General features: G+C 67.3%; 26 protein-coding genes and 1 tRNA gene. 2 read left to right on the top strand and 25 right to left on the bottom strand.

Translation table 11 applies throughout. The features are described from left to right. Positions 1 to 52: 52 nt before the first annotated feature. Complete coding sequence (gene mshD / locus ACOQPD_RS02395) at positions 53 to 937, bottom strand: mycothiol synthase (protein WP_420613307.1); 885 nt, start codon at positions 935 to 937, stop codon at positions 53 to 55. Positions 938 to 1,344: 407 nt separating this feature from the next. On the opposite strand from mshD, the gene ACOQPD_RS02390 reads away from it, so the two are divergent. Beyond that, entirely contained in the window at positions 1,345 to 1,902 is a 558-nt protein-coding gene (locus tag ACOQPD_RS02390; RefSeq protein WP_420613306.1) for a hypothetical protein, read from the top strand. Here the strand turns inward: ACOQPD_RS02390 and ACOQPD_RS02385 are convergent. From ACOQPD_RS02385 to ACOQPD_RS02310, 16 genes are all read right to left on the bottom strand, one after another. Next, entirely contained in the window at positions 1,841 to 2,869 is a 1,029-nt protein-coding gene (locus ACOQPD_RS02385; protein WP_420613305.1) for a DMT family transporter, read from the bottom strand. The two genes, ACOQPD_RS02390 and ACOQPD_RS02385, sit on opposite strands and share 62 nt — an antisense overlap. Continuing rightward, positions 2,839 to 3,669: a lysophospholipase gene (locus tag ACOQPD_RS02380; RefSeq protein ID WP_420613304.1), complete on the bottom strand. Its 831-nt coding sequence runs from the start codon at positions 3,667 to 3,669 to the stop codon at positions 2,839 to 2,841. The genes ACOQPD_RS02385 and ACOQPD_RS02380 overlap by 31 nt, the downstream gene beginning before the upstream one ends. A 222-nt stretch (positions 3,670 to 3,891) precedes the next feature. Next, positions 3,892 to 4,242 carry a hypothetical protein gene (locus tag ACOQPD_RS02375; RefSeq protein WP_420613303.1) on the bottom strand — a complete coding sequence of 117 codons (351 nt, stop codon included), beginning with the start codon at positions 4,240 to 4,242 and terminating at the stop codon, positions 3,892 to 3,894. A 98-nt stretch (positions 4,243 to 4,340) separates the two neighbouring features. After that, entirely contained in the window at positions 4,341 to 4,868 is a 528-nt protein-coding gene (locus tag ACOQPD_RS02370; RefSeq protein WP_420613302.1) for a MerR family transcriptional regulator, read from the bottom strand. A gap of 173 nt (positions 4,869 to 5,041) precedes the next feature. After that, on the bottom strand, positions 5,042 to 5,533 hold the full coding sequence (locus ACOQPD_RS02365; RefSeq protein WP_420613301.1) for a bifunctional nuclease family protein: 492 nt from the start codon (positions 5,531 to 5,533) through the stop codon (positions 5,042 to 5,044). Then, positions 5,530 to 6,108 (bottom strand): hypoxanthine phosphoribosyltransferase, encoded by a 579-nt coding sequence (gene hpt / locus ACOQPD_RS02360; RefSeq protein WP_420613300.1) that lies wholly within the window; start codon positions 6,106 to 6,108, stop codon positions 5,530 to 5,532. The genes ACOQPD_RS02365 and hpt overlap by 4 nt, the downstream gene beginning before the upstream one ends. Next, on the bottom strand, positions 6,095 to 7,258 hold the full coding sequence (locus ACOQPD_RS02355; RefSeq protein ID WP_420613299.1) for a D-alanyl-D-alanine carboxypeptidase family protein: 1,164 nt from the start codon (positions 7,256 to 7,258) through the stop codon (positions 6,095 to 6,097). Before ACOQPD_RS02355 ends, hpt begins: the two co-directional genes overlap by 14 nt. 7 nt (positions 7,259 to 7,265) lie before the next feature. Then, a complete protein-coding gene (locus tag ACOQPD_RS02350; protein WP_420613298.1) occupies positions 7,266 to 7,958 on the bottom strand; it encodes a MerR family transcriptional regulator in 693 nt (230 codons plus the stop codon). Further along, positions 7,955 to 8,395: an FHA domain-containing protein gene (locus tag ACOQPD_RS02345; RefSeq protein ID WP_420613297.1), complete on the bottom strand. Its 441-nt coding sequence runs from the start codon at positions 8,393 to 8,395 to the stop codon at positions 7,955 to 7,957. Before ACOQPD_RS02345 ends, ACOQPD_RS02350 begins: the two co-directional genes overlap by 4 nt. A 148-nt stretch (positions 8,396 to 8,543) precedes the next feature. Continuing rightward, a complete protein-coding gene (locus ACOQPD_RS02340; RefSeq protein ID WP_420613296.1) occupies positions 8,544 to 9,125 on the bottom strand; it encodes a CDP-alcohol phosphatidyltransferase family protein in 582 nt (193 codons plus the stop codon). Then, on the bottom strand, positions 9,122 to 10,126 hold the full coding sequence (locus ACOQPD_RS02335; protein ID WP_420613295.1) for an ABC transporter ATP-binding protein: 1,005 nt from the start codon (positions 10,124 to 10,126) through the stop codon (positions 9,122 to 9,124). The genes ACOQPD_RS02340 and ACOQPD_RS02335 overlap by 4 nt, the downstream gene beginning before the upstream one ends. Beyond that, positions 10,123 to 11,556 carry an oligopeptide/dipeptide ABC transporter ATP-binding protein gene (locus tag ACOQPD_RS02330; RefSeq protein ID WP_420613294.1) on the bottom strand — a complete coding sequence of 478 codons (1,434 nt, stop codon included), beginning with the start codon at positions 11,554 to 11,556 and terminating at the stop codon, positions 10,123 to 10,125. The genes ACOQPD_RS02335 and ACOQPD_RS02330 overlap by 4 nt, the downstream gene beginning before the upstream one ends. 76 nt (positions 11,557 to 11,632) lie before the next feature. Beyond that, on the bottom strand, positions 11,633 to 12,892 hold the full coding sequence (locus ACOQPD_RS02325) for an ABC transporter permease (RefSeq protein WP_420613293.1): 1,260 nt from the start codon (positions 12,890 to 12,892) through the stop codon (positions 11,633 to 11,635). 19 nt (positions 12,893 to 12,911) lie between these two features. Then, complete coding sequence (locus ACOQPD_RS02320; protein WP_420613292.1) at positions 12,912 to 14,087, bottom strand: ABC transporter permease; 1,176 nt, start codon at positions 14,085 to 14,087, stop codon at positions 12,912 to 12,914. Between the two features lie 108 nt (positions 14,088 to 14,195). Beyond that, complete coding sequence (locus ACOQPD_RS02315) at positions 14,196 to 16,418, bottom strand: ABC transporter substrate-binding protein (protein WP_420613291.1); 2,223 nt, start codon at positions 16,416 to 16,418, stop codon at positions 14,196 to 14,198. A 294-nt stretch (positions 16,419 to 16,712) separates the two neighbouring features. Next, a complete protein-coding gene (locus tag ACOQPD_RS02310; protein WP_420613290.1) occupies positions 16,713 to 18,767 on the bottom strand; it encodes an ABC transporter substrate-binding protein in 2,055 nt (684 codons plus the stop codon). A 56-nt stretch (positions 18,768 to 18,823) separates the two neighbouring features. On the opposite strand from ACOQPD_RS02310, the gene ACOQPD_RS02305 reads away from it, so the two are divergent. Further along, positions 18,824 to 18,900: transfer RNA gene (locus tag ACOQPD_RS02305), tRNA-Pro, on the top strand. A gap of 15 nt (positions 18,901 to 18,915) precedes the next feature. On the opposite strand, the gene ACOQPD_RS02300 is transcribed toward ACOQPD_RS02305, so the two are convergent. The 8 genes from ACOQPD_RS02300 to ACOQPD_RS02265 all read right to left on the bottom strand — a co-directional run bounded on the left by ACOQPD_RS02300 (position 18,916) and on the right by ACOQPD_RS02265 (position 25,077). Then, positions 18,916 to 19,059 carry a hypothetical protein gene (locus tag ACOQPD_RS02300; protein ID WP_420613289.1) on the bottom strand — a complete coding sequence of 48 codons (144 nt, stop codon included), beginning with the start codon at positions 19,057 to 19,059 and terminating at the stop codon, positions 18,916 to 18,918. After that, positions 19,056 to 20,387, bottom strand: coding sequence for a ribosome biogenesis GTPase Der (gene der / locus ACOQPD_RS02295; protein WP_420613288.1), 1,332 nt, complete (start codon positions 20,385 to 20,387; stop codon positions 19,056 to 19,058). Before der ends, ACOQPD_RS02300 begins: the two co-directional genes overlap by 4 nt. 55 nt (positions 20,388 to 20,442) lie before the next feature. Then, positions 20,443 to 21,150: a (d)CMP kinase gene (gene cmk / locus ACOQPD_RS02290; RefSeq protein WP_420613287.1), complete on the bottom strand. Its 708-nt coding sequence runs from the start codon at positions 21,148 to 21,150 to the stop codon at positions 20,443 to 20,445. Continuing rightward, on the bottom strand, positions 21,147 to 22,400 hold the full coding sequence (aroA, locus tag ACOQPD_RS02285; protein ID WP_420613286.1) for a 3-phosphoshikimate 1-carboxyvinyltransferase: 1,254 nt from the start codon (positions 22,398 to 22,400) through the stop codon (positions 21,147 to 21,149). Before aroA ends, cmk begins: the two co-directional genes overlap by 4 nt. Continuing rightward, complete coding sequence (locus ACOQPD_RS02280; RefSeq protein WP_420613285.1) at positions 22,397 to 23,152, bottom strand: pseudouridine synthase; 756 nt, start codon at positions 23,150 to 23,152, stop codon at positions 22,397 to 22,399. Before ACOQPD_RS02280 ends, aroA begins: the two co-directional genes overlap by 4 nt. Then, complete coding sequence (gene scpB / locus ACOQPD_RS02275) at positions 23,127 to 23,705, bottom strand: SMC-Scp complex subunit ScpB (RefSeq protein WP_420613284.1); 579 nt, start codon at positions 23,703 to 23,705, stop codon at positions 23,127 to 23,129. Before scpB ends, ACOQPD_RS02280 begins: the two co-directional genes overlap by 26 nt. After that, positions 23,702 to 24,460 carry a segregation and condensation protein A gene (locus tag ACOQPD_RS02270; protein WP_420613283.1) on the bottom strand — a complete coding sequence of 253 codons (759 nt, stop codon included), beginning with the start codon at positions 24,458 to 24,460 and terminating at the stop codon, positions 23,702 to 23,704. The genes scpB and ACOQPD_RS02270 overlap by 4 nt, the downstream gene beginning before the upstream one ends. Positions 24,461 to 24,543: 83 nt before the next feature. Then, positions 24,544 to 25,077, bottom strand: a complete 534-nt coding sequence (locus tag ACOQPD_RS02265; RefSeq protein ID WP_420613282.1) for an HD domain-containing protein — start codon at positions 25,075 to 25,077, stop codon at positions 24,544 to 24,546. Position 25,078: the final 1 nt, after the last annotated feature.

Below are 25,078 nucleotides of genomic sequence, written 5' to 3'. Positions count from 1 at the left end.
CGTAATCACCACCACAGGCTTCGGGTATTCCTTCCACCCCACCCTCCCGGCGTCAACTACCGCGGGTCCGGCGGAAGGCGCGGTCGGTGTGTTCGGTTGCAAACCCGAGTCGCCGGTAGAGGTTCACGGCGGCGACGCTGGCCGCGTCCACATAGAGAATGGCCCTGGTGGCCTTTCTGTGACGATATAGGTAGTCGAGCCCGTCGAGTGCGATGGCGCGGCCCAGCCCCCGGCCGTGGAAGGCGGGGTCGACGGCCAGCACGTAGATCTCGCCCAGAGCCCCTCCGTCGGGCGCCGGCGTGTCATGGACCTTGGTCCAGTGGAACGCGACCAGCCGGTCGTCGATCCAGCCGGTACGTACTCCGCGAGGATCGAACCACGGCAGCGAGGTACGCCGGACGAGGTCCTGCGCCGACCATTCGCCCTGCTCGGGATGACCGTCGAAGGCCCGATTGTTGACCTCGATCAGGGCCTGCGCATCGCGATGGACGTCGAAACCGGCGAACCGGACTCCCGCCGGCGGCCTGACGACGCCGGGAACGGGAAGGGTCGCCGCCATGCGGTACAGGTCCCGTTCGTGGGTGAAGAGCGCCGGTGACGGCTCGATGGCCGGGGTGTGGAGCCAGAGCACCGTTTCCTCGATCCCGGCGGCATCCATGCCCCGGACGACCTCGCCGAGAAACCGGTCCGGCTGCCCGGATGAGTCGGCGAACTCCAGGGTCCAGACCCGGCCGTCAGGGTTGGCGGCGGTGAAGGCAAACGAAACCAGCCTTCCGCTTTCCCGTACGGCGTAGCCGAGGCCTCCCCCGGCCGGGTCGTTCATGGCCGCCCGCAGGACCTCTCCGAAAGGCGGGGCTCCCTGCTCCCCGGTGACCCTCTCGATGAGATCAGCCAGCGGCTCGCCGAGTTCGCCGGGCTGAGCGGCACATACCTGCATAGGGCACCTGAGGCTACAACTATCCTCTGGTGGGAGTAGGCGTCGGAGGGTATGCCGTGACCTGGTCGGACGATCGAAAGCCGCCGGAGGGCAGCCGCGGTACGGGAGAGTCGCGGTGGTCGGGGGTCGGCCGCGCGGAACAGGTGCCGGTAACCGAAGCGATGGTCACTCCCCGATCGGAGTCCGCTGATTCGCAGTTCGGAGGCGCCCGGACGGATGAACCGCGCTTCTGTCCCCAGTGCGGCCGGCCGTGGACGCCGGATACGTCCATGTGCCGGTCGTGCCGGCATCGGATAGCACGGCCGGAATCCTCTGCCAGGACGGCGCGTCCGGGCGCGGGCCGCTCGGTCTCGGCCGGGGGCGCCCGGTCGAGACTGTTCGATTCAGGTCCTGGCTCCGCGCGGCGGTTGGCTCTGACCCTGGCCGTAGTGGTCGCGCTGGTGCTCGGACTCCGAACCCTTACGAGCCGGGACTCCACCGCCGAGGAGTCGGAGCCCGTAGTCGAGACCACGACCATCCAGAGCGACGTGGCGGCACTGGAGTTCTATGCCGATGAGATCTCGCTGCTGGCCCTCGACGTGGCGGATGCGATGGACACCGGGCGGCAGATAAACGACGGTTGGGACAGCGGCAGTGTCGAGTACGACGCAGCTGTCGAGCAGATGGGCGCCCTGGTGTCCCAGGTCAGCGTCCTTCCCGCCCGGCTGGCCCGGGCGACCCCGCCCGTGGGGATAAGTACCCGGCTGCACCAGGGTCTGGCGGGCTCCCTCACCGCCTTCATCTCGGCGGCCGAGAGCATGCAGGAAGGTCTGGAGTCGACCGATACCGGGGAGACTCGTCGGGCCGGCCTGCTGGCCTTCGAGACGGCTGCCTTCGAGTTCGGTCTTCTTGCCGGCCAGGTGGCTACTGCGGTCGAGGAGGCGCAGCCGTCCCCGGACGCCGTAGAAGCCGGCGCCGAGGGGTAGGCCGCCGCGGTTCTGACGGTGGTCCCGCCCGCGCCGACCGGCGCGGGGGGTCCGATTCACGGCCGAGGGCCTGAGTCAGCACGCCGGCGAGCACGACGGCGCCGCCCACCAGGGTTGCGAAGCGTGCCGTCTCGTCGAAGAGCCACCACACCCAGAGCGGCGCCAGCACGATCTCGGTCATCGAGATGAGCACCGACTCGGCCGGTTTCACGAATCGCGCCCCCGCCGTGTACAGCGCCAGCCCGCCGGCCAGCGCGATCCCTCCCAGCCAGAAGGCGACCACGAGGTCGCGACCGCTCGGTACGCCGCCGCCGATCAACCATCCCGTGGCCGCCATCGTGATGAGGCCTGATACGGCTACGGACGGAAGCATGTCGACATGCCGGCGGCGACGCTGCAGCACCGTGAACGAGGCGAAACCCAGAGCCGACAGGAAGGCCAGGAAGGTTCCCGTCGAGATTCCCGCCGACCCGATGGGGCCGTTCATCACGGCGATGCCGGCCAGCACGAGCACCATGGCCAGCCAGGTGACCCGGGTGATGGGTTCCCTCAACAGCGCCCAGCCGAGCAGCCCGGCCAGGACCGGCGCCATGCTGAAGATGAACACCACCTCGGCCACCGTGGTAAGGCCGATGGCGTACACGAACGCGATGGAGGCCATCGAGATGGAGGCGCCGGCTATGACTCCGTCGGCGCCGATGTCTGCGAACGATCGGGCGAACCCCCGGCCCCGGCGCATGGCCAGCCAGGCACCGATCACGATGACCTGGGCGATGGCCCGGTAGAACAGTATCTGCCAGGTGGTGGCGGTGTCCATGATCCTCACCCCGAGGCCCAGGGTGCTCCATAGGGTCCCGGCGGCGGCCAGCAGCAGGACTCCCCTGGCGCGGGCGGGCAGCAGGCTGATGGTCCGGATCACGGTGCCGGCCTGCGGGCCTAGCCCTTGCCCGTCATGGCCCGGATCCATGCCGCGATGTCATCGACCATCATCCCGCCCGCCGGCTCCTGCAGGGAGGCGTGCCGGGCGCCCGGGTACAGTCGCCGCTCGACATTCGGAAGCCGCGCCAGGGTGACGCTGGTGGCCGGAGGCACGAGCGTGTCATCCTCGCCGTGCGTCACCAGGCAGGGGGCGGTGAAGCGGTCGATGGATGCGTTGACCCGGTCCATCGTGGCGAGGAGGTGGGCGCCCAGCCGGACCGTGGTGCGGGGTTCCACGAGCGGGTCGGCGATGAAGTGAGCGGCGGTGGCGGGGTCGTCGAATATCCGGTAAGGGTCGACCGGGTTGGCAAGGGTCAGGGTGGGCGCCAGGCCGGCCAGGACCGGAGAGCCCTTCCGTTTCCAGGCTGGCACGACGGCGTCCACGGCGGGCGCATTGAGTACCACCAGATCGGGTTGGCGGTGGCGTGACATGGCGTAGTCGATGGTGATCAGGCCCCCGATGGAGTGGCCCAACAAGACTCCCGGGAGGCCGCGGTCCAGCAGCACGGCCAGGTTGTCGGACAGCTGGTGCAGGTAGGAGTACCAGTGGGCTATATCGGCTCGGGTCCCCCCTGACCCTCCGAATCCGATCAGGTCGAAGGCGTGGGTGTCGATACCGGTGGCCGCCAGCCGGGCGCCTACGCTCCGGTAACGGCCCGAATGCTCTCCCAAGCCGTGGACGATCAGGAGGGAGGCCCATGGATCCACGGCCTCCCACCGGCGGCGCAACTCGGTTACGCCGGCGCGGGTGGTGACGATCTCCATGCTGGTCGCGGGCGGGGCGGTCATTCGATCCACCCTAGACGTCAGTTCCGAGGGGTCGGACCGGCAGTTGTACGAGTAGTGGCCAGTGGCCAGTTTGCGATCCAGAGGTAATCAAGTTCCGTGTGGCCCTTAGGGCTGCCGGGTTGTGCGTCTCATCCCTGGGTTACAGCATTCACTGACCACTGACCACTGACCACTGACCACTGACCACTGACCACTGACCACTGACCACTGACCACTGACCACTTATCCGGCCGCGCTCCGGGCCCGGTCGGTCAGCCTTATCACCACGGGTGGCCCGTTGTGACGGGTCGGGACCAGCGCGGATCCCGATGGTGGCGCCGAGTCCAAGCCGTACTTGAAGACCAGGTGCAGGTAGTCGCGCCGGTACAGCAGCCTGATGTCCAGATCCGGATACCGCATCCGGAACATGCGTACCTTGCGTTTCTTCTTGGTGACCAAGCTCTGCTTCATGGTGGTGATCTCCACGAAGACGTCCTCGTCCGGCAGGTAGAAGTCCGGGGTGAAGCTCTTGGTGGGCCTGCCGTCGTCGTCCCATTGGATGGGAAACGACCGGGGTTCGTACTCCCAGCGCACATGGTAGAAGTCGAGCAGCCGGGCGAACTGAACCTCGCTGTGGTGGGCGAAGGCGACGCTACTGGGGGAAGATGAGACCGAACTCGGGCCGGAGCGGGTCAGCTGGTTGCCGCCTCGGACCCGGATTGGAGTTCAGTTAAAGGGAGTTCGGCCTGTATCGCTTTCGGAGCGAAGTCCAACAACTCACCCTCGAGGTCACGCTGGATCTGTCCCACGGCGATGGCGAAGACTCCCTGACCGCGCCGGAGGGCGTCCATCAGGTACTCCTGGGTTCCTTCACGATCGAAGCTGGCCAGGATGGTGGAGCCGTCGCTGACGAGATTGGCCTCGCTGAGGGGCTGGTCGATCTCTTGCTCGCGCAGCCAGTCGACCGCTTGCCGGATCCTGTTGAGGTGCAGGCCCGCGTCCAGGAGGCCCTTGATCATCCGCAACTGGACGAGGTCGGAGAAGGAGTAGAGCCGCTGGGTTCCGGATCCCTCCGCCGCTCTCAGCGAGGGCTGCAGCAGGTCGGTGCGAGCCCAGTAGTCGAGTTGGCGATAGGTGATCCCCACCAGCTTGCATACGTGGGGCGCCCGGTAACCCTGCATCCCCGCGGTCGGGTTCTCGGTGTTGATCTCTCGGTCCATCGGAACGGGACTCCCCCTCCACGGCGGGTCGACGCATGCCCGCCTTTCGAGCGGCCATTACATCCAGGTAATTACCTGTTTGCGACCCGTACGATAGACCATCGGAAGCCGCGTTCCAACGGTTTCCGAGGAGTGCAGTACCGGGCGTCGGGACTCCCCTGGCTCGGGACCTCCTAGGCGTCGGTCCTGAAGTCCTCGGGCGACAGATCCTCGAGGAACTCCCGGAAGGCCTCCACCTCCGCCTCCTGGTTGTCGTCCTTGATCTCGATGCCCGCGTCGTCCAGGACCTCTGGAGTGGCGAACACGGGCGCCCCGGTCCGGGCGGCCAGTGCGATGGCGTCGGAGGGGCGGGAACTGACGTGGATCTCCTCGTCGTCCCGCGAGAGAACCAGGTCGGCGTAGTAGACGCTGTCCCGCAACTCGGTCACCGTCACCCGGGCCACCTGCCCGCCCAGCACCTCGGTCGTGATACGAAGCAGGTCGTGGGTGAACGGGCGGGGGGTGTTGACGCCCTCGAGGGCGTAGGCGATGGCGGTGGCCTCCATGGCGCCGATCCAGATGGCGAGGAAGCGCTTGCCGTGCGACTCGCGGAGCAGGACGATCGGCTGGTTGGTCGGGTATTCGATCCTGACCCCGATGAGATCCATGGGAACCGACTCGCTCATGGCGCGAGCCTATCACCACGGGCCGGGTCTGCAACGGGTAACAGTGCGGACGGGTCGGCCGCGAAGGAAGCGAAGTCCAGGATGGCCCACAGGGATCGTAGGTTGCGGAAGGCGCCCTTCCAGTCGAGACCGTATCCCACCAGGAACTCGTCCCCCACTTCGAAGCCTCGATACTCGATCGGCACGTCGACGATTCGCCGGGTGGTCCGGTCCAGGAGCGACACCGTCTGGAGGCTGGCGCAGCCGCGCTCCTCCATCATCTGGCGGAGGAGGCGCAGCGTGAGGCCCGTGTCCACGATGTCCTCCACGATCAGCACGTGACGGGAGGCGAGGCTGGTGGCGGTGTCCATGGCCACCCGTACCCGGCCGCCCTCCCCGAACTTTGTCAGCCCGAGAAAGTCCGCCTCGCATTCGATGGGGATCCGGCGGATCAGATCCGCCAGGAAGACCAGGGACCCTGACAGTACGCACACCAGCACCGGGCGCAGACCGCGGTAGTCATGGGCGATGCGCTCCCCCAACTCGGTGATCCGCCCGGCGATGTCCGCCTCACTTATCGCCTCAGCTGCGATCATTCTTCGCCCCCAGTCCTTGCCAGTAGTTCCATATCCATGCCAGAGCGTCGCGGATGCCGGGAAGTTCTACTTGACGTTCGGTGCGCCGGGTCACCGGAGAGGCGGGAGCCTCGGTTTCGGGGCTGACAGCAACTGTTTCGCTCTCCGGCCCCGGCTCATCTCCTACCTCGGGCTCCTCCGGCTCCGGCGTAAGCTGCTCGGCTCGATCCGGGAACACCTCGAAGTCGGTGCCGGGTTGCGCGGCGACGCCGCCGGCGAGCGGGCGTTGCGCGTCGGATGTGGCCGGGACCAGCGTCAACGGCCCGAAGCCGCCGAAGGCGTAGTCGAACAGTACGGTGACGTCGGCGAAGTGGTCCTGCGAGCCCAGCACCACCACGTGGATCCGGCGTTGATCCCGCTGTGCCACGGCCGAGAGGGTCTGGAGGGCGCGGCCCGTGTAGCCGGTCTTGATACCGAGCGTGCCCGGGTAGGTGGCGAGCAGGTCGTTACGGTTGACGGTCACCCGCGGTTCCCCTTCGGGAGTGGGTGGGAGGCTGAAACTCCGGGTGGCGGCGATGCGGGCGAACGCCGGGTTTTCCATAGCGGCTACCGAGATGCGGAGAATGTCCCGGGCCGAGCTGAAGTGGTCGGGATGGTCGAGGCCGTGCGGGTTGACGAAGTTGGAGTCCGTCAGGCCGAGCCGGGTCGCCTCCTGGTTCATCATCTCCGCGAACCCCGCCACCGATCCGCCGACATGCTGTGCCAGCGCCACTGCCGCGTCGTTGGCGCTCCAGAGCATCAGTGCTGCCAGGAGTTCTTCGACCGTCCAAGCGGCTTCTCCGGCCACCAGTCCGATCTCCGACTCGCCTACCGAGGCGGCCGTCTCGGTAATGATGACGAGGTCTTCGCTGCCCGCATTCTCGAGCACCACCAGGGCGGTGAGGATCTTGGTGACCGAAGCGACCGACCGGCGCGAGTCGGCGTCTATTTCGGCCAGTACCTGCCCGTACGTGTCGTCGTAGATGATCCACGCGTCAGCGGTCACCTCCGGAGGATCCGGCGGGATGAGCCCCAGGTCGGACGAGGGGTGAGCCCGGCTCGGCGGCGCCGCTACGAGCAGGACTGTCAGGCAGGCAACTGCGAGCAGAGCACCTGCCCGGACCACTCGCATGTGGGGGTCAGTCCTCGCCGAGGAGCGCCCTTACGTCCGCCTGGAGGAAGGACTGGGAGAGCAGCCGGATCGCCTCGGCCCCCCGGCTCAACGTCTTGGCGGCCTGGCGCCGGCTGGCCGGACTCGGGCTCAGCCGCATGGCGAGGGTGAGCCTGTGGAGGAGTTCCACCTGGCGGGACACGGACTGACGAACCTGGCGGATGTGCCGGGGTTCGAGACCCTCCGAAAGCAGCACCCCGCACTGGCGGGCTACGGAAACGTCTCCCGTGGTGAACTGATGGGCGCCCTCGGTGTTGCGCGGGGTCAGCAAGCCGTGATCGACGAGTTGGCGAGTCTGGGCGGGTGTCAGGTCGGAACGTCGGGCCAGCTCGTTCAGGCTGATCATCTCCTCAGCGATTTCCGGATCCGGTCCGGGCTCCTCGCCGTCCGCTGCGCCGCCCGGCATCTCGCCTCTCTCGAGCTGGGCCAGCTGCGACTTGATGACCTTGAGCGGGAGGAAGTGATCACGCTGCTGGCGGAGGATGAAGCGGAGCCGGTCGACGTCGGACTGGCGGAAATGCCGGTATCCCGACGGCGACCGGGCGGGATGAACGAGACCGTTGGTCTCCAGGAACCGGATCTTGGAGGTCGTCACATCGGGAAACTCGTCGCCGAGCAGTTCCCTTACCCGGCCGATGGTGAGGGTCGGTGAATCGGTCATCTTCCCCTGGCCAGCAGGAGCCGGAACATTCCGATCATCAGCTCATCCCCCGGGAGGATGGTGGTGCTCTCCGCGCGCCGACCGTTCACGTAGGTTCCGTTGGTGGACCCCAGGTCGGTGAGGGTCATTCCGGTGGCATCGAGGGTCAGCAGGCAGTGGCTCCGGGAGACGGTGATGTGGTCGAGGGCGATGTCGTTGTACGGATGGCGGCCGACCCGGGTGTCGCCGGGCGCCACGCGCCACGACCGGCCGGCCTGCTGCCCGGTTCGCACGATCAGCTTGTAGGCCGGTCCGTCCTCCTCCGACCCGGGCGGACCGGGCCTGATGGGATTCCCTTCTTCGTCGAAGGGATCGAGGACTTCGGTCACGTCCCCCGGTGAGGTGGCGTCGCTGCCGGGCCGGCGATCGGCCTCCGGCGCCTGGTGGGTGTCATCCATGCCGCGAGTGTAGTTGTCGAGGACCTCAACCGGGATCGTTTGTTTGGGAACTATTTGCAGATGATCAAGCAAGCAGGCATTGTCGAGCAACGACTGGCATCTCGACCTGGTTCATTAAAGGTTAGCTAGAACCTTCGGGTTAGGGATCTCACCTCGGAGCGTGGCGGAGATCGCCGAGGTAGCGCCAGGTCACGATGAGGTACAGGATCAGGCCCGGCCCGCCGAGGAGCGTGGCCACTGCCTCCCAGAAAAGGGGCGCGAAGGTGGTGCCGGTCAGGTAATAGAAGGGCACTGCGAAGAAGATCAGGGCGGTGGCGGTCTTTCCCATCCGCCGGACCGGCACGCGGACCTTGTGGCGAACCAGGTAGTAGATGGTGGTGGGTCCGATGATCGCCTCCCGGACGAGCAGGGACACGCCCAGCCACAACGGGACCAGGCCGGCCACCATCCCGCCCACCACACCTGCCAAAACCACCAGCCGGTCAGCAACCGGATCGAGCATCTTGCCGATCTCGGACACCTGATCCAGACGACGGGCCAGCATGCCGTCGAGCAGATCTGTGACCGAGATCAGGCCGAGGAGCACGGCGGCCAGGAAAGGACGGTCAAGCCCCAGCAACACCCAAAGGAAGACCGGCAGCGCCAGGATCCTCAAGAACGAGATCAGGTTGGGCAGGGTCCAGAGCCCCGCATCCTGCCCAGCCGCCTTCTCGGTCGTTCCGTCGCTCACACCGGCACATCCTCCGTCCGGTAACAAGCTACCAAGTGGCCGGGGTTGGCCTCCTCGAGGGGTGGATGGTCGCTGGAGTGGCAGACGTCGGCGACCAGTGGACACCGATCGATGAAGCGGCACCTGGGTGGCGGGTTGATTGCCTTGGATATCCCACCGCGGATGTCCGCTCCCTCCCGGTGGTGGGCGGGATCGGGAACCGGCACCGATGCCAGCAGTGCCCTGGTGTAGGGATGCTGCGGGTTGCCGAGCAGGTGCTCGGTGTTCCCCATCTCCACGATCTTGCCGAGATACATGACCGCGATCCGGTCGCACATGTAGCGCGCCACTGCCAGGTCATGGGTTATGTACAGGTAGGAGACGTTCAGTTGCTCCGCCAGCTTCAGCATCAGATCCATGATCGAGATCCGGATCGAAACATCGAGCATAGAGGTAGGTTCGTCGGCGACCACGAAGGCTGGATCGACAACCAACGCCCGGGCGATGGCTACCCGTTGCCTCTGGCCGCCCGACAACTCATGCGGGTAGCGGAACAGGAAGGTCGATGGCGGCGTCAGTCCTACCATTTCGAGGAGCCGCATCGCTCGTTCCTCGCGTTCCTTCACGCTCCCGATCCGCTGTACGGTCAGGGGTTCCGCGATCGTGTCGTACACCGTGCGCCGCGGGTTGAGCGACTCGAACGGATCTTGGAAGATCATCTGCACCCGGCGCCGGAAGCGTCGCAGGTCCTCCTTGGCGGTAATGCCGGCCATGTCGACCATCTCGCCGTCCTGCTCGATCATGATCCGTCCGGACCCGGCCTCGAGCAGCTTCACCATCAGCTTGCCGGTGGTGCTCTTGCCGCAGCCCGACTCCCCCACCAGGCCGAGGGTCTCGCCCGGGGCGATTTCGAAACTGATCCCGTCCACCGCGTGGACGTATTCGGTTGCCCGGCTGAAGGCGTTCCGGGCGATCGGGAACCGCTTGGTCAGGTTCTCGACCCTGACGAGTGGCCGCGTCATGCGTCCACACCCTTGCGTGTCCGGACGGGGACGCTCGTCCAGTTCCAGCAGGCAACGCCATAGCCGGACTGAGCGTCGATGACCTCCATGGTCGGGTCCTCATCCCGGCAGCGCTGGTCGGCGTACGGGCACCGGGGATGGAACCGGCATCCGGCGGGCGGATCGAGCAGGTTGGGTGGTTCGCCCTCGAGCGGCGCCAGCACGCGGCGGGGCCCGGTAACCGACGGGGTGGACTCCAGCAGCAGGTAGGTGTAGGGATGGCGGGGCCGGGAGAACACGTCCGCGGTCGGGCCCAGTTCCACGAGGCGGCCCGCGTACATCACACCCATCACCTCGGTCACCTCGGCGATGACCGCGATGTCGTGGGAGATGTAGAGGATGCTCATTCCCAGTGCGGTCTGGACCTGCTTCAACTCCTGGAGGATCTGGTCCTGCACGATGACGTCGAGGGCGGTGGTGGGTTCGTCCGCGATGATTACCTGGGGATCGCACGAGAGGGCCATCGCGATGACCGCCCGCTGCCGCATACCCCCCGAGAACTCGTGCGGGTAACGATCCGCCATCGCCCGGTTCAAGCCGACCAGGTCGAACAACTCACCGACCCGGTCCCGTATCTGTTCCTCGGCCAGTTCCCCCCCGAAGTGGGTGTCCATCGCCTCTCGGATCTGCTCGTAGACCGTGTACACGGGGTTCCACGCGTTCATGGCGCCCTGGAAGACCATGGCGATGTCGGACCAGCGGCGGGTTCTCATCTCGTCCTCGGTCACGTCGAGGAGGTCTACCCCGTTGAGGCGCACCGATCCGCCCCGGAACTCGGCGTTCTCCGGCAGGAGTCTCAGGAGCGACATCGCCACGGACGTCTTGCCGCACCCGGACTCCCCGACCAGTCCGAGGGCCTCGCCCGTGCGCAGCGTGAAACTGACCCCGTCGACCGCGGAGACCCACCCGTCAGCGGTTCTGTAGTGCATGGTGAGTTCGTCCACCACCAGCAGGGGCGCCCGGTCCGAGGCGGCAGCGGTCCCATCCTCGGCCAGGGACCGGGCGGAACGCAGGTGTGTGCCCACCCGGTTGGCCGCCTGTCCAGCCAGCGCTGCGCCGCAGGCGAAGCCGAGCGCACGCACCACGACTGTCCCGATCGCGAGGTCCTCTCCGAGGGCTCCCCAGATCACCTCCGCGGCGAACATTCCCAGCGCCGCCATCATCCCGTGGGTCGGGCGCCGATGACCGGCGGCCAGACCGGATACGAGGGCGCCGAGGAATCCGGGCACCAGCAAGGCCACCAGGATCACCACGTACCCGGGCCGGTACTCGCCCTCCGTGGGGGTGATCCACCCTCCCAGCCACCAGTTGGCCAGCGCGATCACCGCGGTGCCGAGGGCGATCGCCACCAGGTTCAGTCGCCGTGGACCGGCCTCGGACACACTGCTCATCCGAGACCCCCCGCCGATGGGTTGCATCGCAGCCGCCGGCGGGCCCGAGCGACCGCGAACCCCGCGCCGGGCGCCGTCATCGCTTCCTCAGCCTGGGATTGATCACCTCGTCCATGGCCCTGCCGACCAGGAAGAACGAGGCGGCGAGTAGGGACACGCACGCTCCGGCGGGGAACACCAGCCACCAGAAGCGCATGCCGGTGAGGAAGTATCCCTGGTTCCTGGCCAGTTCGATCATCAGTCCCCAACTCATGTCGATGTTGAGAAGGCCGAGGAAGGAGAGGGTCGCCTCGGTCTGGATGGCGGCGGTGACGGTGAACATCATGTACAGGAAGCTGAGCGGGATCACGTTGGGTATCACGTGGACGGCTATCACGCGGATCGTGGAACCGCCCGACACCCGGGCGGCCTCGATGAAGGGCTTGACCTTCACCGCCAGGGCCTGCGACTTGAGGACGATGGCCACCCCGCCGAATCCTGACAGCACTCCGATCAGGATGGCTAAGTGCCACAACTCGAAGCTGAACACCGAACTCATCACGATAAAGATGGCCAGGGCGGGAAGCATCAGCAACAGGTCGGCCAGGCGCATGAAGAACGAGTCGATCCAGCCTCCCATATAGGCGGCCACCGCACCGACCGAGGTGGCGAAGAGGACGGTGACCAGGGCCGCCACCATTCCCAGCAGGAACGCTCCCTGGGCGCCCTTCATGAGTTGGGACAGGATGTCGCGGCCCAGCGGGTCGGTACCGAGCCAGTGCCGGCCGTAGGGACCGGTGGGTTGCTCCCGGATCTCGGCGACGTCTCCGAGGAGCAATGGAGATCCGTCGGGGTTGGAGTAGAGCAGCGCCTCACGTACCGACATCTCGGTGGCCGGATCCGTGACCTCGTTGACGACCGTCCTGTGGAGGATCGGCGGGTTCGCCTCGTTGCCCACCACGGGGTGGTAGGTGCCGGCGTCCCACACTCCGCCGAACGTCACCCCAATTGCTGCCAGCAGGACGGCTGTCATCCCGACCGTCAGCGGGAACGTGACCCTCCGCTCGTGGCGCAGGCGCCCCAGCAACGGCCAGATCATCCAGGCCACGACCGGCCATACCAGCAGGAACAGCGCGGCGCCGGAGTACCAGCGCATGCCGGACATCAGGACGGGATGTATGAGGGCCATCAGCGCGAAGAACAGAATGATGGCCAGCCCCACGATGCCGACCCGGTTGGTGCGGAACATGTTCCAGTTGCTGGTCGCGCCGGCCCACACCAGGTTGGCCCGGATCCTCCACAGCGATCCCTTCCCCGCCACGTCCGTCGCCGGCCGGGCTTCCAGCAGATCCGTCATCGAAGCCGTACCGGCATCGTCACTCCCCCGTGACCCTTATCCGGGGGTCGAGGAACATGTAGAGGATGTCCACCACCAGGTGCCCGACCATGGCCATGACGCCCACGAACGAGAAAGCAGCGATGGCCAGGTTCAGGTCCTGTCCCACCACCGACGTGAACAGCAACTCGCCCATACCGGGCCACGAGTAGACGGTCTCGGTGATAATTCCCCCATCGATGACGGTGGCCACCGCAATCACCAGGCTGGTGGTCACCGGGAGCAGGGCCGTGCGGGCGGCGTGGCGGTCGCGTACGGTCTTTTCGGCCAGGCCCTTGGCCCGTGCGGTGAGGATGAAGTCCTCCCGCATGGTCTCCAGCATGGAACTGCGGGTCAGGAGCATGATCCCGGCGAAGCTGATAAGGGTGATGGTTACCACCGGAAGGATCATGTGATGCAGGATGTCCCCGGCGTACAGGCGCCGGGCCGACCCGAAGTCGCTCAGGTACCAGAACCAGACCATCACGACGGCCAGCGCGCCGTAACCCATCCAAACCACCCTCTTCCGCAGGGCTGCGTCCCTGATGCGTCGGGACAGGATCCACAGGGTGAGCGCAACTATGCCGCTCAACAGCATCACCCCGAATATCACCATGAACACGTGGTTGGAGCTGAAGGGTGCGTCCACCCACTCCTGCGGATCGAGAAACTTGTTTATCGGCACCACGTCGGCGTAGAAGGCGAAGAACCAGATCAGCATCAGCGCGAACCAGGGGTAGAACACCGTGTAGAGGAACACGCTGCCGATGGTTATGGCATGCTCGCCCTTCCGGCCCCGCCTCCAGGCGATGAACTTGCCGGCCATGAACCCGAGGATGTAGTAACTCACCAGCACCGTGAGGAACAGCACCAGGGTCCTCGGCAGCCGTTCCAGGATGATATCGGACACCGGCCGCGGGTACTGGAGGAAGGAGAACCCGAAGTCTCCGCGGAAGAAGTTCCACATGTAGCTGGTGTATTGCTCCCACAGCGGCTTGTCGAGACCGAGACGCTCGATGGCCAGTTGCGCCGCCTCCGGCGGAATGTTGGGATTGGTGGCGAACCGCTGCTTGACGGTGTCGCCGGGCAGGGCGGTGAGGAGCAGGAAGGTGAGCGTCAGGAAGATGACGAACAGGACGAGCATCTGCGCGGTGCGCCGCGCGATATAGCGCATCATCTCACTGCCGCCTCAACCCCCTGCCTCCGTTCTGCCTCGCGGCCTCGCGCCGGGTGGGAGTGGCGGGAAGAACCTGGCCGGTCCTTCCCGCCACTCGGTCTCCGCCTTCTACTGGGCCAGATTGACCGCTCCGGGCAGCGCCTGGAAGTTCTGCAAGCCGTCGAGAGTAGTGGTACTGGGGAACTCCAGGGTGTTCCGGAAGGCCTCCAGCACCGGCGTGGTGAACAAGATCACGTACGGGACGTCCTGGGCGAGCACCGCGTCCATCCGGCGCACGATGGCGGCGGCCTCGTTGATGTCGGTCTCAGCCTTCAACTGGTCCGCCATCTCGTCGAACGCCGGGTTCGCGTAGCCGGGGATGTTGAACCCTCCGCCGGTGGCCGAATCGGCGCGCGAGTCGAAGAAGTCGGCTACGTAGTCGGGGAAGATGGTGAGACCCCATCCGAGGATGTACATGTCCCAGTCCACCGGCCCGAACACCCTGTCCACGATCACCGAGAAGCCGGTGGGTTCCGCCGTCAGCGGTATCCCGAGGTCGTTGGCCCAGTCGGCTATGAACAGGCTGTAGGTAGCGCGCAGCGGGTCGTATCCGGGCCCGGGGGCCAGGAGTTCGAGGTCTCCCACCGGCGTGCCGTCCGGACCCCGCAGACCCTCTCCCTTCGGGATCACATCCCGGTTGTCGGAGTTCCACTGCGGCTCGACATCCCAGGTCCAGCCGGCGTCCTTCAGGATCTGGACGGCCGAATTGAGCCGCTCCTCCTGGCTCTGGCCGCCGCACCAGGCATCCAGCTCCGGGTTGGCCCAGAACGCGTTGCCGGGCGGCACCATGGAGTTGAGCGGGATGGCCACGCCCTGCAGGACGTTGGTGGCCATGAACTCCTTGTCGATCATGCAGGCCATGGCCTGGCGGAACGCCACGTCCGATCCCGGGAAGCTTCGGGTGTTGAAGGCCAGGTACCGGAAGCCGTTGGATGAGTTGGCGATCACGTCGAGGTCTCCCGCTTCCAGCACCGTGGACTGGAGACCGCGCTGGAGACCCAGCGGGTTGAGCAGGAAGTCCACCTCCCCGTCGCGCAGGGCCAGGACGGCAGCATCCTGGGTGTCGTACACCGAGTAGATGGCATCGCTCACGTACGGCCCGCCGATCGAGTCGGCGATGACCTCGCCGGACGTATCGCCCACCTGCCAGCTCACATCACCGGCGAAGGTCACGCCGCCGCTCGAGTAGGCGATGGTCTGTGCCCCGCGGTCGTTGGCGTTGGCGTTGGCGACGCTGCGGGCGAAGGCGCCCGGCTCACGGCGATCGAAGACCATGCTCCCGCCCGACGGCGCGCCTTCCCCGGACACGGCGTAGAGCTCGCCGGCGTCGCCGGATGCGGCAACGTGCGGCCCCCAGTGGGCCTCGGAGAAGATCGGGGACTGGGCTGCTCCGAACTGCCACTGGGCCAGACCGGGCTGGGAGCTCCATGTGTAACGGACCGTGTGGTCGTCGACAGCCTCGACGGAGATCAGGCCCTCGGCCCCCTCGTTCTCCTCCGTGTCGGGGTCGTCGTCGCGGGCCATCGGGAGGGCAGAGAACCAGTTGCCGCCCATCTCGAGGTCCTTGACGGCGTTGAAGGTGAAGGCCACGTCGTTTGCGGTGATCGGAGAGCCGTCGCTCCAGACCAGTCCCTGTCTCAGGTTGACGTCGATCACCCAGTTGTCGCCGGAGGCGGCACCGAGCGGGGGCTCGACGTCGGCGGCGATGCTGGGAATCACCGTGTAGCTCGGGAAAGTCGAGCCGTAGAGGCTTGGTAGAGCCGTCGACAGCACGTACTGATTCCAAACATCAGCCTCCGTGTCGAAGTAGGCCCACGGATTGTCGGTGGTCGGGTCGCTGAAGATGGCCAGCTTGTAGGTGAACGGAGCAGCTTCCGCCATCTCCTCTTCTTCCGGCATGGTGGTGGCCGCGGCTTCCTCCGCCGCGGCTGCCTCGGCTGCCTCGGCCGCCTTCATGGCCTCCTCGGCTGCCATCTCGGCTTCGTCGAGAGCAGCTTCCGCCTCGGCGAGCGCTGCGGCAAGTTCGGCCTGGGCGGCGTCGTCGCCCTCCATGGCCTCGGCCGCAGCTGCTTGGGCGGCTTCCAGATCGGCCTGGGCCTGGGCCAGCGCGGCCTCTGCCGCGTCTGCGTCCGCCTGTGCTGCGGATGCTTCCGCTTGTGCTGCGGCTGCCTGCGCCTGCGCGGCTGCGGCATCGTCCGTTTCCTCCTCTGTCCCGCAGGCCGTGGCGAACAGGGCCAGAACGGCCGCGACCGCCAGCCATCGTAGGGATGTATGCATCGATGAAGCCCTCATGGAATCCTCCCCCCGTTGGGCCTGTCCGTTTCGGTACAGACGTCACAAGTTTATCTAGAGAGGCGCGGACTACGGTCGGAAAGCCCTGATAATTCTTCATTGAACCGGGCAAAGGCGGGACAGCAGACCGGCAATGGCTCGAGGGTCGGTAGCCTGCTATGGGGCTCCGTTCGAGCACGTCGGTTTCGGCTGCTCGTTTCCAATCGAGTACGTCAATATTGCCGGGCTTATGATTGAATCGCTCCGGTTTACCAGGAGACTTGATTAGTCGGGATTCTCATACACTCTGAGGGGCTACTCGGCTAGGTTCACCGATCCGGGAAGCCCGTGGAACCCATGCAAGCCGTTCAGCACGGCCGTGGCCGGATAGGCGAGCGTGTTGCGATAGGCCTCGAGGGTAGGGGTGTCGAAGAGCACGATGTAGGGCACTTCCCGGGCGATGACGCCGTCCATCTCCCTGACGATCGCGGCGGCCTCCTCCAGGTCCGTGGCCGACTTCAACTCGTGGGCCAAGCGGTCGTACTCGGGATTCGAATAGCCGGGAATGTTCAGCCCTCCGGTCGTGGCCGAGTCGTTCCTGGTCTCGAAGAAGTCTGCCAGGTGGTCCGGAAAGATGGTGGTGGACCATCCGAGCATGTACATGTCCCAGTCGACCGGACCGAACACCCTGTCCACGATCACCGAGAAGCCGGTTGGCTGGGCCCGCAACGGGATGCCCAGGTCGTGGGCCCAGTCGGCGATGAAGAGGCTGTAGGTAGCCCGCAACGGATCGTATCCCGGACCCGGCGCCAGCAGTTCCATAGGCTCCAACTCCGTGCCGTCAGGACCCCGCAATCCTTCACCTTGAGGTATAACGTCCTGACTATCCGCGTCCCATTGAGGTTCTACCTCCCAGGTCCACCCTGCGTCCTTGAGCATCCGGACGGCGGTGTCGACCCGGTCCTCCATGCTCAAGCCGTCGCACCAGACGAACACGTCCGGGTTGGCCCAGTAGGTGTTGCCGGGCGGGATCAACGAGTCGAGCGGCTCCGCCACACCCTGGAGGACGTTGGTGGCCATGAACTCCTTGTCGATGATGCAGGCGATGGCCTGGCGGAAGGAGGGCTCGGATCCGGGAAAGCGGCGAGTGTTGAACGCCACGTAACGGAAGCCGTTGGATGCGTTGGAGATCACATCGAGGTCACCCGCCTCGATGACGGTGGCCTGCAGGCCGCGCTGGAGACCGAGCGGGTTGAGCATGAAATCCACCTCGCCGTCCCGCAGGGCGAGGACCGCCGCATCCTGGGTGTCGTAGACCGAGTAGATGGCGGTGGCGGCGTGCGGACCCTCGGTCCACCGCGCCAGCACCTCACCTGAAGTGTCTCCCACTTCCCAGGATGCGGCGCCTTCGCTGGTGGCGCCTCCGGTGGAGTAGCTGGTGAGGACGTCGCCCCTGCCGAACACGGCGTGATTCGCTTCGGTCCGAACGAATGCGCCCGGCTCCCGGTGTTCGTAGACCATCGGCCCACCCGAGGGTGCTCCGATTCCCGATACGGCGTAGAGGTCGCCGGCGTCGCCGGATGCGGCGACGTGCGGTCCCCAGTGGGCTTCGGAGAAGATCGGGGCCTGGGCCGCTCCGAACTGCCATTGCGCCAGCCCGGGCCGAGCGCTCCAGGTGTAGCGCACCGTGTGGTCGTCCAGCGCCTCCACCGAGATCAGGCCGTCGTAGGCTTCGTCCTCCTCGGTCTGGGGATCATCCGGGCGGGCCATGGGTAGGACGGCGAACCAGTTACCACCCATCCGCAGGTCCTTCACGGCATTGAACGTGAACGCGACGTCGTGGGCTGTGATCGGCGTGCCGTCGCTCCATCCGGCGCCGGGCTGCATGCGCACATCGATTACCCAGCGGTTGCCGTCAGCCGCGCCCTTCGGCGGCTCGACGTCAGCGGCCAGGCCGGGGACGATGGTGAAGGTCGGGAATGCGGACCCGTACAGGGACGGCAAGGTGGGCCGGAGGGTGTACTGGTTCCAGACGTCCGGCTCCGTGTCGAAGTAGGCCCACGGGTTGTCGGTGGTCGGGTTGCTGAAGATAGCAACCTTGTAAGTGAAGCCGGGCGGCGCCGCCACCGTGGTGTCAGGCGAAGGGGATGTTTCCCCGGTTCCCGTGGCGGGGGCAGCGGACGGCGAGGTGGTCTGACTATCGGTCGACGGTGCTCCTGTGGTCGCCGGAGTGGTGGCGGCGGTGTCTCCCGAACCAGCCGAGCCTCCGCACGCGTAGGCAGCCATCGCCACCAGCACCGTTATCGCCATCCGCTTGGATGTGCGGAACTCCCACCGGGCCCGCATGACCTCGTTCTTCTCCCTCGGCATCGGATGGGAACGTTAGCCCCGGCGCCGCCGTGCGGGGGTGATACACTCCATCGCCACGGGCTGTGGCGCAGCTTGGTAGCGCGCTTGACTGGGGGTCAAGAGGTCGTGGGTTCAAATCCCGCCAGCCCGACCATCCCGTGACCGGCTCTCAGAAAACCCATCGGTAGAGGGCCATCATCCCCTGCACCAGCCGCCAGCCCAGGTACAGGGCTGCCAGTGCGACCATCAGCTTGAAGCTGAACGGAGCGCCGGGGGGAGCGCCCTTCCGGTCGGGGCCGGCCGGACCGGTCATCTGCCGCCGGTGCGCCCGGCGCCCCGCCGCACCACCATCCGAACCGGTGTGCCCATGAAGTCGTAGGCCCGGCGGAGCCGCCTTTCCAGGAATCGCAGGTAGGTGCTGTCGAGGGTTCCGCCCTTCACGAACAGGGCGATGGTGGGCGGGACCGAGCGGGACTGCGCGGCGAAGAGGATCCTGGGCCGCCGGCCCTTCCTCATGGGAGGCGGGTGCTCGGCCGCGAGGTCGGTGATGAGCCGGTTGAGGATGGGCGTGGGTATGCGGCGAGACCGGTTCTCGAGCACCGTCCGGAGCGCAGGGCCCAGCCGGTGGAGGCGCGCGCCGGTGAGAGCCGAGATGCGGAGAACCGGCGCCCAACCGGCGAAGCCCAGCCTGGTGCCCACTTCGTACGTGGTCTGCTCCCGTTGCTCGAGGTCGGCCGCGTCCCACTTGTTGAGCAGGATCACCAGCCCCGCGCCCGAATCGGCGGCCAGGCGGGCGATTCGCTGGTCCTGGTGGGTGACACCGTCGACGGCGTCCACCAGCAGGAGGGCGGCGTGGGCGCGGCGCAGCACCTCCCGGGCCCTGAGCACCGAGAAGAACTCGACGTCTTCCGACATCTTCGGCTTGCGGCGCATGCCGGCGGTGTCTATGAGCCGGTAACCGTCGCCATCCAGCTCGATCATCACATCGATGGGATCCCGGGTGGTGCCCGGTACGGGCGAAACCAGTACGCGCTCGTCCCCGACCAGCCGGTTCAGGAGGGTGGACTTCCCCACGTTGGGGCGTCCGATCACGGCCACGTCGGGCACCGGATCCTCGACGATGTCCCGGTCGGGGGGATCCGGCAGGCGCTGGACCAGGACGTCCAGCAGGTCGGCCACACCGTGGCCGTGGATGGCCGAGACGGGCAAGGGTTCGCCCAGTCCCAGCCGGGTGAAGGCCGCCGACTCCCTCGACAGGGTGTCGTTGTCTGCTTTGTTGGCAACCATCACCACGCGATCGGTCTCGGGTCGCAGGAGCCGGGCGACCGCCGCGTCGTCCGTGGTGATCCCGCCCTGGGCGTCGACGACGAGAAGGATCAGATCGGCGGCGGCAATCGCCATCTCGGCCTGGATTGAGATGTCCTCGACGAGATCGGCGTCCTTGCCCTGCTGCCAGCCGCCGGTGTCGACCACCGTGAAGCTCCGGCCGCCCCATTCAGCCGGGAACTCACGCCGGTCACGGGTGACGCCCGGCTTCTCCTGCACCACCGCGGCTCGGCGGCCCACGATGCGGTTGGCCAGGGTCGACTTTCCCACGTTCGGGCGACCCACGATGGCGACGAGAGGTTTCGGAGAGGACAAGAGGAACCGCCAGGCGTTTGCGGATGCCTGCTCATGAACACCCGTCCTCCGGATTCTAATCCCCGGCCCGGTCCTGCCTTTCGGCGGGGTGACCGGCGGGCTCGACTCCGCGACTTCGGCAGAGTTCGAGCACCCTGGCTATGACTTCGTCAGCGGTGAGTGCGGACGTGTCGATGGCCACCGCGCCCCTCGCCGGGGTGAGGGGGGACGTCGCTCGCGTTGAGTCGAGCCGGTCCCGTTTCCCCAGTTGCGTGGCGACTTCCCGGAGCGTCGTCGAGGTCTCGCCGGCCCGGCGGCGGGCTCGCACACGGGGCGGGGCGTCGAGATAGACCTTGACAGCCGCGTCGGGGAAGACAACGGTTCCGATGTCACGCCCTTCGACGACCGCCCGGCCTCCTCTCGCATCCACCCATGCCCGCTGCCGGTTTACGAGCACCATCCGGAGACCCGGAAGCGGGGCCAGGCGGGAGGACGCGGCGGTGATGGTCTCCGTGCGGATGGCGGCACTGACATCGACGCCCTCGACGAACATGGCGCCGTCGCGGTAGTCGAGATCGGCGCCGGCCAGCACCGCGGCCACCGCCGCCTCGTCCTCGGGTTCGATCCGGTGGAGCCTGACCAGCAGGGCGGCGGCCCGGTAGAAGGCGCCGGTGTCGAGGCTCTGGAAACCGAGGGTTCGGGCCACCCCCCGGGATACGGTGGTCTTGCCTACCCCGCCCGGCCCGTCGATGGCGACCACCGGCCTGGTGGCGGCGGCGCTCACAGGCTCTCGAGCATGTCGAAGAACCCGGGCCACGTCTTGGCCACGCACCCCGGGTCCTCGATGACGATCCCGGACCGCGCCAGGCCGGCGACCGCGAAGGACATGGCCATCCGGTGGTCGTCGTAGGTGCGGATGCGCGCCGGGCGGCGTGGACCGGGATGGATCTCGATCCAGTCCGCGCCCGTCTCGACCCGGGCGCCGAGCCTGGTGAGTTCGGCCTCCAGAGCCGCCAACCGGTCGGTTTCCTTGACACGGAGGTTGGCGATGTTGGTGAACCTGGTCGCGGAGCGGGCGAAGGTTGCGACCACTGCCAAGCCGAGTGCGGCATCCGGACAGTGGTTGAGGTCGGCGTTAACGCCCTCCAGGCGGGTAGGGCCTGTAACCGCGATACCCCGGGCGGTGGTGGTCACCACGGATCCCATTCTCTCCAGCACACCGAGGGCGGACATATCGGCCTGGGTGCTGCCGGGGTGGATACCGGCCACCGTGATGGTGGCGCCGGTGATGGCCGCGGCCGCCCACGGATAGACGGCGGCGGAGGCGTCGGCCTCGACCTCGAACGAGGTGGGCCGGTAGCCGGTAGGAGCGACGGTGATGGTGTCGGGCCCGATCCAGCGGGCATCGGCCCCGAAGGAGGCCATCACCTCGAGAGTCGTGGTCAGGTAGGGCCGGGACACCGTCCCCTCGGACATCTCGACGGTCACGGTTCCGTCCGCTCGGGGAGCGCTGAGCAGGACGGCCGAGATGAACTGGCTGGACACGGTACCGTCGATCGTTATCCGGCCTCCCCTGATGCCGCCTCCGGATGCCCGGACCGGTGGGTACGAGCCGTCACGGTCGGCGTCGATCACGGCCCCGAGACCTCGGAGGGCCGCGACGAGGGCGCCGATGGGTCGCTCCCGCATCCGGGCGGTTCCGTCGATGATGCTCGGACCGTAGGCAAGCGCCGCCGCGGCGGTGATGAAGCGGGCGGTCGTCCCGGAGGCTCGCGCGTCGAGGCGCCCGCCGCCGTGCAGCGCACCGTCCGATCTCACCACCAGTCCGGCGCCGGCGTCCGAGACTTGGACTCCCAGCTTCCGTAGGCATCCGATCATGGCGCCCGTGTCGTCGCTCCGGAGCGGTCCGGCGAGGCGGGACTCCCCCGCGGCGAGGGCGGCCGCTATCAGGGCCCGGTTGGTGATGCTCTTGGAGCCAGGCGGCCTGACCGTGCGGTCGGCAACTTTTCGCGGCCTGACCTCGTAGGTGTTCACCGGGGCGTCCCGCCGTGATGGACCTTCCGGGCCCGATGGAACGCCCGCACCTCGGTCACCTCCAGGTTCCGCCACTCCCCGGGCTTGAGCGCACGGTCGCGCAGGGCGCCGATCGCCACCCTGTGGAGGCGTATCACCGGGTAGCCGGCCGCCGCGCACAGGCGGCGAACTTCTCGGTTACGTCCTTCGGCCATGGTCAACTCGAGATGGGAGCGTCCTGTTGCCGCACCGATCCTACGCACCGCCACCGGCACGGCGGGACCGTCCGCCAACTCGACGCCATGGCGGAGACGGGACAGGTCGGCCCTGGAGGGATTCCCCCTGACCAGGACCTCGTAGGTCTTGGTGATGCCGGAGCTCGGATGGGCGATGAGGTTGGCGAACGAGCCGTCGTTGGTCAGCAGGAGCAGCCCGGTGGAGTCCGCGTCGAGGCGCCCGACCGGGTACACCTTGGGAAGGGGCGGCACCAGGTCGACCACCGGTGTCCGGCCGTGGGGGTCGTCGGTGGTGCTGATCACCCCGAGTGGCTTGTGCAGCAGGTAGTAGACCAAGCCCGGATCGACCGGGAGCGGAACCCTGTCCACCAGCACCTCGGCCCGCACGGGATCCACCCGCTGGCCCGGGATGGCGGTCTGCCCGTCCACGATCACCCGACCGTCCTGGATCATCGAGTCGGCGACCCGGCGGGAGGCCAGACCGCTCCTGGCGATCACCTTCTGAAGGCGTTCAGCCCTCGGTGGTCTGGGGCTCACCGGAACGGGTCGGTGGACGGTCCAGCGCCTCCGCCATCTCGGGCGCGGGCATGTGGTCGGTGAGGGGCGGCAAGTCGGCCAGGGATGCCATGCCCAGGGCTTCGAGGAAACGGCCGGTGGTGCCGTAGACAGCGGGATGGCCCGGTGTGGGCAGCCGGCCCTCCTCGGAGACGAGGCCGCGACGTACCAGGGTCCGGAGGGCAGACGCGGAGTCAACCCCGCGCAGCTCGGAGATCTGGCCGCGGGTGACAGGCTGGCGATACGCCACCACGGCCAGTACTTCGAGGGCGGCGGGCGACAATCGCGTCCCGTCATCGGTGGTGGCGAAGCGCTCCAGATACGGTAACGCCTCCCGTTTGGTGTAGAGGCGCCATCCGCCCGCCACATGGCGGAGAACAATGCCGCGGTCATCGGCCTCCAACTCCCGCTCCCACTCCGCAAGACGGTGCCTGACCGTGGTCAGCGGTGTCTCGAGTACCTGCGCCAGCTCGGACTCCGGAACGGGATGCTCGGCTACGAAAAGGATCGCCTCCAGTGCGGCGGTGGGATTCACAGCCCCACCCGGTCGCCCGCGGGCCTGTCCTCGGAATGACGCACCGAGATGTCGTCGGGATCCTCCTGGGAAACCGACACGAACCCCCATCGGGCCAGTTCCAGGACGGCCAGGAAGTAGGCCGCCACCTCCGCCCGGTTCGAGCAATGAGCCACCAGCCGCTCGAAGGTGGACTCCAACTCCGCGGCCACCGTCCGCCGGATGGCGGCGATGGCGTCCTCGACGGATGGGAGCTCGAGATCGAGGTGATCCATCGGGATGTCCACCTCGGCGCGGTCGTCCTCGTTGACAGAAGTCATGATCTCGGCCAGCGCGGCCGGTGTCACCCCTTCGGGCAGGGATGGCGGGTTGCGGGTACCGAGGTCCCGGTCGATACCGACCGAGCGGCCTACGTAGTGAGAGCCCAGCCTCAGGCGTTCGCGGAGAACCGCCGCGACGCCTTGATAGGTCAGGAAGCCCAGCAGGCGGGCCAGCAGCCGGTCCCGCTGGTCGAGCAGTTCCATTTCCTCCTCAAGGTCCACCTGGTCGGGCTCCGGCAGCAGGAAACGGGCCTTGAGATGGATGAGCATCGCCGCCATCAGGACGAAACCGGAGGCTAGGTCGAGGTCGACCTCCCGCTCCTCGATCGATGCCAGGTAGTCGTCGATCACGTGGGAGATGCTGACCTCCATGACGTCGACATGGCGGCGGCCGATCATCTTGAGGAGGATGTCGAGAGGACCTACGAAGACGGGGGTCTCGACCTCGTAGGTCATGCCCGCGTGCCTCGACTTCTGTCCATACGGTGATGGTAGGCGCCGGGTTCGCGGAATCCGAGGAACGCCGATCCGGTGCGTGTTCAACCTCCTCCCAGGACGGCGCGGTCGGCCGACTGGAGCAGATCCCAGTCCTCACGAGAGATCTCCTCGGGACGTTCCCGGTGGTGATGGAGGGCGAAGGCGATCACCAGCGGCTCGGCGCCGGCGCGGTCCAGCTCGCGGGCGGCGATCCGGCCGTGGTCCAGGTAGTCGGCGAATCGGGCCGGCCCGGCGATGCCGAGCAGGCCCAGGATGGTTGCCAGAGACCGTCCCACCGGTCCCAGTCCGGCGCGGTGCTTCCCCACATCGTGCAGCAACGCCGCCCGGACCAGGTCGGTCCGTCGGGGCCGGCTCGACCGGACCAGCCGAGCCGCGGCCAGTCCGTGGCGCTGATCGGCCCGGGGCTGGTCCCAGTACATGGACCGTTCGGCGCCGGTCCTCAACAACGCCGCCACTTCGGCCTGCTCCCCCGGTCCCAGGGGTCGCGCCAGAGTGACTTCGAGGAGGCGTGCCGCCAGGTGGAAGGGGCGGGTCCCCGGTCCCTTGTCCCCGTGGCGGTCCCGGCCACGGGACATC

It is taken from the genome of Candidatus Spongiisocius sp. (assembly GCF_965221825.1).
Lineage (GTDB): Bacteria > Actinomycetota > Acidimicrobiia > Spongiisociales > Spongiisociaceae > Spongiisocius.
The sequence above is the reverse complement of the archived record's forward strand: the minus strand, read 5'-3'. Positions and strand labels throughout refer to the sequence as shown.